Consider the following 11,519-nt stretch of genomic DNA (forward strand, 5'->3'; position numbering starts at 1 on the left):
AATCGACGCGTCTTTGCGCAAACGCAGGTGATTATCAGCCGATTTATTCCTGCCTTTACCCAACGCCGCATTCGAGAAAAAGCACTACCCCAAATTGGCATGCTGCGGCGCGCAAACCGCTGTAGATTTTGTATAGTTCCAACACGCCGCTTCGTGTCTTCAGTGAGGCGCAAGGCGATGATCAGATCACCGGCACCCCTTGCCTGACGCGGGTTGGCGGCCACAAGCCTGAGCGGGGGGAGCCGCATGCCGTGTTGGCACGCGGCCATGTTCAGAACGTCAGCAAACGGGACCAGTGATGTGCCACGGGATTATCCGGCGCACGTGGCTGCTGCAATGAGCATATTTGGGAGAACGCTTGGATGGGCGCTCGCATTCTATTTACGGAAAACCGGATGACGTCGTGGCGCGCGGAGTTGCTGCGCGAACTGAATACGCTGGATGACGCCGATGCTGCATTTCGCAGCCTGCACACAGCCGTCAGCCTGCTGGGCTTCGACTACTACGCCTACGCCCTGCGCGCGGCGATCCCAATCACCCGCTTCAATACCGTGGCATGGAGCAACTACCCGGAGCGCTGGCGCGAGAGGTACGCCACGCTGGGCTATGCCGCCATCGACCCGGTGCTGCAGTTCGGCCAGCGCTGTGTAAAGCCCATGTTGTGGCCGGGTATCAGCGATCCGAACGAGCCGTTCTGGGTGGATGCGCGCGAGCACGGGCTCAGCCACGGGTGGTCGCAGACCATGCGTGATCATCGCGGCATCTTCGGCACGTTCAGCTTGGCACGCAGCGCCGAGCCCATCACCGAAGAAGAACTGGCCGCCATCGAGCCCGAGATGATCTGGCTGGGGCAATTGGCGCACGCCACCATCAGCAACCTGATGGCGAGCAAGGTGCTGCCCGATGCCGCCGCGCGCCTGAAGGACGTCGAGCGCCAGATCCTGCACTGGACAGCCGAAGGCAAGACCGTGGCCGAGGTGGCGGCCATCCTGGAGATGACCGAGCGCAACGTGAGCTTTCATATCCAGAACGCCATCACCAAGCTCAATGCCGCCAACAAGACGCATGCCGTGGTCAAGGCGGCGTTGCTGGGGTTGATTCCGGCCACGGGGAGCTAGTCGATCCAACGTTGATCCGATGTCGAACAGGCGCAGCTACCGTGCGGGCCGCATGTGGCCGACATGCGGCCGTGCGCTGCCGGCCCAGCGCCGCATGATGGGCCGCTCGACCAGCGCATACAGCGCCCACGCCAGCAGCAGCGCGGCACCGAACTCCGCCACGATCACGCCCAGTGCCACCGGCGTTGCAAATGCCTGCCCGTGCAGCAGGGTCCGCGCGCCGTACAGCACTTCCAGATGCACCATGTAGAACGCGAACGACACCTCGCCCAGCCACACCATCGTGCGGGAGGCGAGCAGGGTGGGCGTGTCTGCCACATCGGTGGCCGCCACGGCGGTGATGAGCAGCGCGATCGGCACGATGATCACCGCGTTCAGGCTGTACTGGAACGGCACCACGCGCGCCGCTGCGTAGCCGGCTGCCATGAACAGGAAGGCGGGCAGCAAGCCAAGCCGCATCCACTGCCCCGTCATCAGGATGCGCGCCATCAGCATGCCGAGCACGAACTCGAACAGCCGCAGCGGCGGAAAGAAATACGCCAGCCAGAAGCGCAGCTCCGGCAGTGGCCAGCCGGGTGCGACGGGCGAGGCCGGCGTGAGCAGCGTGATGAGCCCCTGCGCGGCCAGGAGCCCCGCCACCGTGGCTGCAGCCCACAGCCACAACCGTGATGCGGGAATGCGCCGCACCACCGGCAGGATCAGTGGAAACAGCAGATAGAACAGCAGTTCGCTGCACAGCGACCACGACACCGCGTTGACGCCGCGTAGCACGGCATCTTCCGGCACCCATGCGTGCACGAGAAACAGGTTGGGCAGCCATACCGCCGGCGGTGTCCCGGGTGCGACCAGCAGGATCATCGCCACCGCCCACGTGAGCACGTGGTTGGGGTAGATCTTGAGCAGACGCCGCTTGAGGAAGGCTGGCACCGTGTCGGTCGTGCGCGCCGACCACGTCAGAACAAAGCCGCTCAGCACGAAGAAGAACGACACGCCCACCCGCCCGCCCACGTTGAACAGGTGGTTGTAGGCGTTGGCCCACTGCGCATCGGCAAACGGGTTGAACACCACGATCTTCGTGAGCGACCCGTGATACAGGAAGACCAGCATGGCCGCCAGGAAGCGCAGCCCGGTGAGCGACGGCAGCCGGCTGGCCGCAGGCGTGCGGAGCGTGGGCACCATGAGGGTCTCCTGTGCGGGTCAGGCCGTGACGGCCTCGGTTTCGTGTCGCGCTTCGGTGGCCGGCATGCCCGTGCGCAGGCCGGTCAAGAAGCGCGGCAGCTCATGGTGCAGCAGGTGCTTGAGCGAGGGCGCCCGGAACGGCCGGGCCGTGGTCGCCAGGTCCGGCGAGCGCACCAGCAGCCGGCTCAGGTAGCGCGTCACCGCCAGGTTGCGCGCCACGGCCTCCAGGCGCGGCAGCTCGTAGGCGTCCAGATCGCGGGCGAGGATGGCGCGCGCCAGCACCGCCGCGTCTTCGATACCGAGATTCATGTTGGTGCCCCCGATGGGGCTGAACTGGTGCCATGCATCGCCGGCAAAGAACACGCGCCCCACGCGCGCGCGGCTGGCGATGCGGTGGCCGAATGCGCTGTGCGTGATCCAGTGCAGGTGCCGCACGGTGGCCTCGATGGGCGTCATCTCGCGGAGGATGCGTTCAATGAAGGCGGCATCGAACCCGCTCTGCGGATCTTCCCCGGGGAAGGAGGCGATCACGCGGTAGTAGCCGCCCGGGATCGGCACGATCATGAGGTAGCCGTCGACGCCGCAGAAACAGTGCATCTCCTCATTGGCAAGCGGCAATGCATCGAAAGCCACGTCGGCCACGACAAAGTAGCCTGCGTAGATCGATTGGTCGACGGGGATGTCGAGCAGGCGGCGTGCCGTGCTGTTGCCGCCGTCGCAGGCGATGACGTGGTCGGCAAGAATGCGTTCTTCCCGGCCGTCGATGTGAACACAGGTTGCGATCACGCCGGTGGGCGTCTCCTCCAGCGCCTGCAACTCCAGCCCCTGGCGGACAGGGACGCCCAGATCGGTAATGCGCCGGTACAGCGCGCGCTCGATCACGTCCTGCGTGAGGTGAAAAAAGTGCGGGCGCGCGATGTCGAGCTGGCTGAAGTTGATATCGGCAAAGTATGTCTTGCGCCGGTACAGGTTCATGCGCGGCACGCGCAGGCCCAGCGCATCCAACTGCGCGCCGATGCCGAGCTGGTCGAACACCGCCAGGCTCGCCTGGTTGACGGCAATGCCGCGCGGCAGCGTCGACAGTTCCAGCCGCTTGTCAATGATCTGCACCGGCTCGCCATGTTGTGCGAGCAGGCCCGCCAGCGTCATGCCCACGGGGCCGCATCCGACAATCAGTAGGCTCATGATCGATTCCTTGAGTGTGTCGCGCTGTGTGCTTAGAGCGTCTTGGCGAAATCGAGGATCAACCTGCCGCAGATCTCGGGCGCTTCGAGGTGTGGCACGTGGCCGACGTGGTCGAGGATGTGCACGTTGGCGGGTGGGATGCGCGGCACCCGGGCCTGCAGCTTGTCGTAGTAGGCGTTATCGATGAAGGCGTCGTTCTTGCCGCCGATGTACAGGAACGGCACCTTGCTGCCCGACAAGATGGCCAGTTCGTCCAGCCAGCCTTGCGTCTTCAAGTGGATGGCGAATTGCTCGCGGAAGTTGCCGTCGGATTCCTTGATGTCGGCCAGCATGCGCTTGTAGACCTCGGTGCCAGCCTGCGAGACATCGAGATAGGCGCGTGTGAGCGCCTCAGCCTCGTCGCCGATGAGCTGGTTCTTGAAGGCCAGCTCCTTGGGCGCTTCGGGGCGGAAGTTGGAGAACGCATCTTCGCGGCTGACGGCATGCACGCCGGCAATCGAGACGAGGCCGAGCAGGTCCGGGTCCTTGAACAGCGATTGCGTGGCGATGTTGGCGCCTACGCTGTTGCCCACCGCAATGATCTCGCGCAACGATAGTCGATGGCGGAACTCTTCGAACAGAGTACGCAGCCCGATCATGCTGTACTGAAAGCCGAAGCGTGCGACGTCAATGTGGTCCGACTGGCCATGGCCGGGAAAATCCAGTGCGATCAGGTTGAACTGGTCGCCCAGCAGCGGTTCCAGATCGGCGTAAGACGCGGCGGTGGACGCCGTGCCGTGCAGGCAGACGATGGCTGGCGCGTTGGCCTTGCCGCCCTGCAGGTAATGGACCTTGCCGAAATCGAAGTTCAGGAATCTGGATTGCATTACACGGCTCCTTCGAGGTGTTCGTTGCGGGATTCAGTGGGGCGGGCGCGCCCGCGCTTGAACAGCGTGACCGACAGGCCGATGCCCGTGGCGGCCAGCAGGGCGTTGAACGCCATCACTGCGCGCATGGCGGGCACGTAGCTGGCGTTGACCAGCGCGCGCACCGCATCGATCGGGTGATCGGCAAACATGCCAGCCACGTTGACCAGGTTCTGACTGGCGTTGACCAGGCTATGCAGGGTCTGCAACTGCTCCGGCGTGAACGTTGCGGCGGCGCTGGCGATGCGGTGCGCCAGCTCGAACTCTCCCACCTTGCTGAGGATCAGCCCCGACACCGCCACGCCAAACATCGCCCCCACCATCGACAGCGTGAAGAACAGGCCGATGGCCGTGCCGGTGTGCTTGGGCGACACCTGCGAGGTGGCACCGTTAATGGTGGCCGTGGTGAGCGCTCCGTTGGACAATCCGAAGCTCACCAACCCGATCACGAACAGCACGATCGACAGATCAACGCTCAACGTGAGGAAAGCCGCGCAGCTCACCAGCAGCAGCGCCATGCCCGTGAGCGTCGGCAGCTTGTAGCCATGGCGGTCGATGACCTTGCCGGTGATGGGCCCGACCACAAAGATGCACGCCGTCATGCACAGCACCCACAACCCTGCACGCACCTTCGAGTAGTTCAGGATGTTCTGCATGAACAGCGGCAGCACGAACAGGAAGCTTGCCATCACGAAGTTGAAGATGATGCGGATGCCCACCACCGTCAGGTAGGTGCCGTTCTTCAGCAGCGACAGGTTGATGAGCGGCGCCTCCACACGCAGGCTGCGACGCACGAACAACACAGTGGACACAGCGCCTACTGCCATCAGTACGCCGATTTGCGACCACGTGAGCGTGGCCAGCGCGTTGGACAGCACGATCAGGCAGCCGAGCCCCAGCAGATACAGCGGCACACCCACCACGTCGAGCGCGCGGGCACTCAGCTCGTTCGGGTCGTCCCTGTCGACGAACGCGGCCGTGAGCACCAGCGACAGCAACCCCAGCGGCACATTGATGAGAAAGATCATCTCCCACCCGAACGCCTGCAGGATGAACCCGCCTAGCGGCGGCCCCGCCGCCAGGCCGATGCCGGTGATGGTGACGGCCACGCCCGTTGCCAAGCCTTTCTGTTCAGGCGGGAACGCCTTGCCGATCAGGATGAGCGCCAACCCCAGCGTGGCCGAAAAGCCGATGCCCTGGATGAAGCGCGCCGCGATGATGGCCTCGATGCTGTGCGCAAACGCTCCGATGTACAGCGACGCCAGCACGAACAGCAGCCCGCCGGCCATGAAGACGCGCTTCTTGCCGTAGCGGTCTGCCAGCACGCCAGAAAGGCAGAAGAACGCCGCCGCAGCCGCCAGGTAGCTGACGATCACGAGCTGGATCTGCTCGATGGTGGCGTTGAAATGCTTTGAGAACTCGGCCAGCGCCAGATTGACGATGGTCAGGTCCAGGTTGATCAGCAGCAGGTAGATGCCGATCGAGAACAGCACGATCCATTTCTTCATGGGTTTGCCTCTTGAACCGGCAGGCGCCGCGCGGGCTCCTGCCGGTCATGTGTGCGCGGGGCGGGTTCAGTGGAACATGCGCCAGCTGTCTTCATGGCGCACCAAAAACGCGCCGATCGTGCGGCGCACCGCCTGGCACTGCTCCACGGCGTGCATCACGCGCGTGTTGAGCACGTGCAACTGGCCGGGCTTGCCGCGCACCACCAGCTTGGGCACGCCTTCGAGCTCGGGAATGGTCTGGTTGGCGAAGAACTCGCCCATCAGCGTGTTCAGCTCGGCGAAGTTTTGCGGGCGGTGGTCCCAGAACACGAGGCCCGTACCTTCATCAGAATCGGCCACCGAGAGGAACACCGAGATCTGGTTTCTCAGCTCGGAGTAGTGCTCGCCAATGGGCCAGTTGCCTGGGTCGCGCGAGAAGTGGATGGCGTCGCAATGCGGCGGCACGCTGTAGATGCCTTCTTTCTTGGGCTGGAACTCGCGTTTGGAGGTCAGCGGAAACTCCGCCCACCTGCCCACCTGCACGGTGTCGATGCCTAACGCCTCGTTGATCAGGCGCGCAAAGGCCGTGTTGCGCAACTGCCCGTTGAAACGGCCGGCATAGGCAAAGTAGTCCGCCAGCCCAACCACGAGCTTCTCGTTTTCCAGGAACTGCATCGGACCGACCGCCACGCCAGTGTTGGCCACGCCGGAGAGCGAGCGGTGCGGAATCACCTCGGGGTAGGACGGGTCGGCCCACCAGGCGTCGAGCTGTTCGGGCTTGACCACGTCCAGCAGGACGGCGATCGCGTCGCCGTCGCGCACCAGCGCCACGGCTTCATCGATCTGCATGTCACGGGTTTCGGCGGGTGCGCCAAAGCGGTGGATTTCGGAGCGATACGACGTGCTCATCGGTCATCTCCTCACAGGGTGGATTGACGGGAGCGCACCGCCATCCGCGTGGGTTGGCGTGCGTTGGCGGTGCGCCTGCGTCAGGCCAGTTGGCTCTGCAGCGTCTGCAGGTCGAAGTAGTCTTTGAACAGGGTCAGCTTGCCGGCCTCGTTGAACTCGAGGATGACGACCATCGGCAGCGTCACCTTTTTGTCACCGAAGACGATGTCGCTGGTGCGCTCGACGAACACCGTGCCGTTTTCCGACACCACGCGGTGCTTCTTCCAGACATACGAAGACGACTTGCCGAAGAACTCGGCCACCTTCTCGATAGCCTTGTCCTTGCCGCGGTGCACCGTGTCGGCCAGCGGCACGTCTTCAAAGACGACGTTGTCGGCCAGCAGGTCCGACACGGCGTCGAGATCGCGCGTTTCCAGCGCGCGGATGAACTGGTTGGCCAGGGTCTTGGAGTCTTGTTGAGCCATCTTGCTGCCTCGGGTTGGGTGAGCCGGCAGACGGGCATCCATGTTGGGACGGAGGCCGCGCACCGGCGCGCAGTTTCATCAATCCGTCGCATCCGATTGCTCGCAATCCGACGGCGGTCTTTTAAATCACGTGCGTGCACCATTCTGCAAATCAGAACGGTGCGGCAGCATCATCGATACCCTGTTTGGTGCAAGGCATGGCGACGCCGTGATTAAGCGCGGATGCTGTGTGAAAAGCGGTGACACGTCTACTGTATTTTTTTGCAGTTGACCGCATTGCAGCAAACGGTAGGATGCGTCCGGCAGACGAACGAACCGTTTATACGACTCAGTTTGCGGCATAGCACAAAAGTGCGGATTCCGAGCGTTTCCGCATATGCAAATGCAATGACGCACTTGTTGGAAAAGCGGATCGATATAAAGCAGGTGAAAATCTAGATTTAAGTGATTTTTAAAATAGATTGGCACTTCAACCACCAGAACTGCACACGACGGGCCCCTATGACTGAAAACCTTATTCGCGTGGTCGGCAACAAGTTTCAGGAGTTGTCCAACGCGCAAAGCATTCTCACGTTCGACGAGCTTGTTGCGCGTGTTCGTGGCGGACGGCTCGAACCGGCTGCCATCTCGCTGGAGCAGGGCATCTCTGAATCGCAGGTCGATGTGCTGCGCGAGCTGGTGGCGCAAAGCAGCCATGCGGGGCAGATCTCGCTCAGCAGCTACTTTGACAACCACCAGCGCTGCGACGGCACGCTCACGCACAAGATCAAGCGTTCCAACACGTTGATTTCCGATCCGCAGGCAACGGGCGAAGACACCTACGCCAGCGTGCTGCTGATCGACGATGAGTGCGCCGACCTGAGCGACCACGTGACCGGAAAGCACGTGCAGTTCATGGTGCTGCTGGAGGCGGCGCGGCAGATGGGCAATGCCGTCACGCAGAAGTTCCACTCCACGGCGGCCAAGATGTACCTGGCCGAGAACATCAACGTGGATTTCAGGGCGTTTGCCTATCCGTTCCGGGTCGATCTGGAGTACCGCGTGCTCGAGCGCAATCTGCGGCCGACCGGCGACGGCAAGATGGCCGTGCGGATCGACTTCCGCCAGCAGGACAAGCTGATTGCGCAGCTCACGCTCACCTTCACGGTGCTCGACCGCAAATTCGTGTCGGCGCTTGAGAGCTCGGCACTCAAGTCGCTGCATAACTGAAGGGGCGGCGCCGTCATGACTGCCGCCATCGCCCCCGACAGCGCCGCGCCAGTGGCCAAGGCCGCACGCATCTGCACGGTGTTCGACCTGGATGAGACGCTGATCCGCCCCAAGAGCATGATCGCTGTGCTGGAGCAGTACCACCGCAGCGTGGCGGCCTCGCTCGATCAGGCCGAGCGCCGCATTCGCGACGTGCGCGCCAACCTGACCTGGTTTGTGGAGCGGAATCCGAATCGCGTCGCACAGAATCGCTATTTCTACCGGCAGCTCGCGGGCATTTCGGTGGATGGCATGGCGCGCGCCGCGTGGCTATGGTTCGAGGCCAACCGCCCGGTGCTTTATCACGAGGCGGTGGTCGCGCAGTTCAAGGCGCACCAGCGCGAAGGGGCCATCGCCATTGTCGTGAGCGGATCATTTGCCGAGGCCATCGCACCCATCGCGGCAGACCTGGGCATTGACCACGTCGTGTGCGCGCGTCTGGAGCAGCGCGACGGCCGCTACACCGGCGCCATGCTGGGCGAGCCCACCATTGGCGAGGGCAAGGCCATCGCGTTGCGCCAGTTTCTGCAGGCGCACGGCCTGTCGATGCGCGGCGGCTTTGCTTACGGTGACCACGACAGCGATATCCCCATGCTTTCCCTGGCCGACCACCCGGTGGCGGTCGGCTCCAATGCAGCACTGCTGGACCACGCACGCCAGCATGACTGGCGCATTTCCCCGCTGTTTCCTGATGATTGAGGTGAACCGATGGACGATCGCAAATTCATTGAAGATTTCGCGGCCCTGCTCGAAGTGTCGCCGGAGCGGATCACCGATGACTTCAACATGGTCGAAGAGGCCGTGTGGGATTCGCTGGCGTTTCTCAGCACCATCGCGTTGATCGACACGCACTACCAGAAGGTGGTCGACCCCATGGCGCTGCAGGAGCTGACCACGTTCGGCGAGCTGCGCACGCTGGTTCACGGCCAAAGCGTCGAGGCTTGAATGGGCTACCGGCGCTTTCACAATGCGCGTATTGCCGGGGTGTCCGCCGCGGTGCCGGAGCACGTGCGGCGCAACGAGGACATCGCCGGCGATCCGGTGGAGATTGGCCGCACGGCCAAGCTGTGCGGCATCCGGGCCCGGCATGTGGCCCCCGACGGCATGTGCGCATCCGACCTGTGCTACGTGGCGGCCGAGCGTCTGCTGGAATCCGTCGGCTGGGAGAAGGATTCCGTCGACGCGCTGATCTTCCTCTCGCAAACGCCTGACTACGTGGTGCCGGCCACCAGTTGCGTGCTGCAGCGGCGGCTGGGGCTGTCGTTTCACTGCGCGGCGTTCGACATCACGCTCGGCTGCTCGGGCTACGTGTATGGGCTGATGGTCGCCTTCGGGTTGCTGGCGAAAGAGGGGATGCGGCGCGTGCTGCTGCTGGTGGGCGATACGCCCAGCAAGCTGATCTCGCCGCACGACATTCCGGCCAACATCCTGTTTGGCGATGCGGGCACGGCCACGGCCATCGAGTATTCGGACGACGCGGCCGAGAGCGTCTTCTTTGCTGGCACCAATGGCGCGGGCAGCGATTCGCTCATCATCGAAGCCGGTGGCTTCCGTCAGCCACGCACGGCGGAATCGGCCGAGCGCCGCCCGCATCCGCAAGACAAGGTGCTGCGCTCGCAGGAAGAGCTGTATATGGACGGCTCCGCCGTGTTCGGTCTCACGCTCAACCACGTGCCGGAACTGGTGCAGCAGCTCTCCACGATTTCCGGTTGGCCGGTGCAGAGCGTGGACCGCTGGCTTTTCCACCAGGCCAACAAGTTCATGCTCGACTACTTCTCGAAGAAGATCGGTATCGCACCCGAGAAGATGCCCAGCAACATCGATCGCTTTGGCAACACCAGCCCGCCTTCCATCCCGCTGATGATGGTGACCGAGCACGATCCTGACGCGCCACGGCCGGCGCACGAGACGCTCGGCATGGTCGGTTTTGGCGTGGGCTTCTCGTGGGGCGGGGCACTGCTGCGGCAGGCCGATCCCATCATGGTCCCCTTGGTGTATCACCGGCAATAACGTCATCGCGCAACCACGCAATCACGCGGAGTCTTCTCATGGCGGTACAGATTCAATCGATCAGCTATGCGCTGCCGGATGCGACGCTCAGCAATCAATCCATTGCCGAGCTGAACCCGGACTGGCCCATCGACAAAATCGCGGGCAAAACCGGCATCCACCTTCGGCATATCTCCGCCGACGATGAGTACAGCCTTGAGCTGGCCATTGCCGCCGGGCGCCGTCTTCTTGCCGAGCACGACATCGCGCCGGAAGAGGTGGACTTCATCCTGTTCTGCAGCCAGACGCCCAAGTTCCTGATTCCGACGAGTGCCTGCCTCGTGCAGCATGCGCTGGGCCTGCCCACGCGCAGCGGCGCGCTCGACGTGAACCAGGGCTGCTCGGGCTATGTGTCTTGCCTGATGCTGGCCGAGGGCCTGGTCGACAGCGGTCGCGCCAAGGGCGTGCTGCTCATCACGGCCGACACCTACACCAAGCTGGTGGCGCCGGAAGACCGCAGTCTCAAGACCATCATGGGCGACGCGGCCACGGCGTCGTTCATTCGCCGGGCAGAACACGGCATCGGCGTGCGCGACTTCGAGTTCGGTACCGACGGCACCGGCGCCGAGGCCATCACCGCGCATACCTCCGGCTTGCGCGGCCTGAAGAGCGGTGGCGCTTACCAGCCGGACTTCCGTATGAACGGGCCGGGCGTCTTCAACTTCGTGCTGACCAAGGTGCCGGAGGTGATCGACGCGCTGCTGGAGAAGAACGGCCTCGCGCGGGAAGAGATCGACCTGTTCGTCTTCCACCAAGCTAACGCGCACATGCTGGAATCGGTGCGCGCCAAGATGGGCATCCCGCCCGAGCGCTTCTTCGTGAGCCTGGCGGATACCGGCAATACCGGCGCCTCCAGCATCCCGCTGGCACTGGGCGACGCGGTCCGGCAGGGCCGCGTGACGCGCGGCGACAAGGTCGTGCTGATCGGCTTTGGCGCGGGGCTGTCGTGGAGCGCCTGCCTGATCGACTGGTAAT

At 63.7% G+C, this 11,519-nt stretch carries 12 protein-coding genes; 6 read left to right on the top strand and 6 right to left on the bottom strand.

Annotation, left to right across the window (positions count from 1 at the left end; genetic code table 11):
• The first annotated feature begins 395 nt into the window (after positions 1-395).
• Positions 396-1,118, top strand: a complete 723-nt coding sequence (locus tag B4F51_RS21030) for an autoinducer binding domain-containing protein (RefSeq protein WP_296228636.1) — start codon at positions 396-398, stop codon at positions 1,116-1,118.
• Positions 1,119-1,154: 36 nt separating this feature from the next.
• On the opposite strand, the gene B4F51_RS21035 is transcribed toward B4F51_RS21030, so the two are convergent.
• The 6 genes from B4F51_RS21035 to B4F51_RS21060 all read right to left on the bottom strand — a co-directional run bounded on the left by B4F51_RS21035 (position 1,155) and on the right by B4F51_RS21060 (position 7,247).
• Entirely contained in the window at positions 1,155-2,297 is a 1,143-nt protein-coding gene (locus tag B4F51_RS21035; RefSeq protein WP_296228637.1) for an acyltransferase family protein, read from the bottom strand.
• Positions 2,298-2,315: 18 nt separating this feature from the next.
• Positions 2,316-3,482 (bottom strand): FAD-dependent oxidoreductase, encoded by a 1,167-nt coding sequence (locus tag B4F51_RS21040; RefSeq protein ID WP_296228638.1) that lies wholly within the window; start codon positions 3,480-3,482, stop codon positions 2,316-2,318.
• A 32-nt stretch (positions 3,483-3,514) separates the two neighbouring features.
• Positions 3,515-4,348 (bottom strand): alpha/beta fold hydrolase, encoded by an 834-nt coding sequence (locus B4F51_RS21045; protein WP_296228639.1) that lies wholly within the window; start codon positions 4,346-4,348, stop codon positions 3,515-3,517.
• On the bottom strand, positions 4,348-5,895 hold the full coding sequence (locus B4F51_RS21050; RefSeq protein ID WP_296228640.1) for an MFS transporter: 1,548 nt from the start codon (positions 5,893-5,895) through the stop codon (positions 4,348-4,350). Before B4F51_RS21050 ends, B4F51_RS21045 begins: the two co-directional genes overlap by 1 nt.
• A gap of 66 nt (positions 5,896-5,961) precedes the next feature.
• Positions 5,962-6,783 (bottom strand): hypothetical protein, encoded by an 822-nt coding sequence (locus tag B4F51_RS21055; protein WP_296228641.1) that lies wholly within the window; start codon positions 6,781-6,783, stop codon positions 5,962-5,964.
• A gap of 80 nt (positions 6,784-6,863) precedes the next feature.
• On the bottom strand, positions 6,864-7,247 hold the full coding sequence (locus B4F51_RS21060; RefSeq protein WP_296228642.1) for a limonene-1,2-epoxide hydrolase family protein: 384 nt from the start codon (positions 7,245-7,247) through the stop codon (positions 6,864-6,866).
• A gap of 501 nt (positions 7,248-7,748) precedes the next feature.
• On the opposite strand from B4F51_RS21060, the gene B4F51_RS21065 reads away from it, so the two are divergent.
• The 5 genes from B4F51_RS21065 to B4F51_RS21085 are packed head-to-tail and all read left to right on the top strand — an operon-like array spanning position 7,749 to position 11,518.
• Complete coding sequence (locus B4F51_RS21065; RefSeq protein WP_296228643.1) at positions 7,749-8,456, top strand: AfsA-related hotdog domain-containing protein; 708 nt, start codon at positions 7,749-7,751, stop codon at positions 8,454-8,456.
• Between the two features lie 15 nt (positions 8,457-8,471).
• A complete protein-coding gene (locus B4F51_RS21070) occupies positions 8,472-9,194 on the top strand; it encodes an HAD family hydrolase (RefSeq protein ID WP_296228644.1) in 723 nt (240 codons plus the stop codon).
• A gap of 9 nt (positions 9,195-9,203) precedes the next feature.
• Positions 9,204-9,440 (top strand): acyl carrier protein, encoded by a 237-nt coding sequence (locus tag B4F51_RS21075; protein ID WP_296228645.1) that lies wholly within the window; start codon positions 9,204-9,206, stop codon positions 9,438-9,440.
• The gene (locus B4F51_RS21080) at positions 9,441-10,505 is read left to right on the top strand and encodes a 3-oxoacyl-ACP synthase III family protein (protein WP_296228646.1); all 1,065 of its coding nucleotides are present in this window, start codon (positions 9,441-9,443) and stop codon (positions 10,503-10,505) included.
• A gap of 38 nt (positions 10,506-10,543) precedes the next feature.
• Positions 10,544-11,518, top strand: a complete 975-nt coding sequence (locus B4F51_RS21085; protein ID WP_296228647.1) for a 3-oxoacyl-ACP synthase III family protein — start codon at positions 10,544-10,546, stop codon at positions 11,516-11,518.
• Position 11,519: the final 1 nt, after the last annotated feature.

This window comes from Ralstonia sp. UBA689, assembly GCF_002298975.1.
Taxonomy (GTDB): domain Bacteria; phylum Pseudomonadota; class Gammaproteobacteria; order Burkholderiales; family Burkholderiaceae; genus Ralstonia.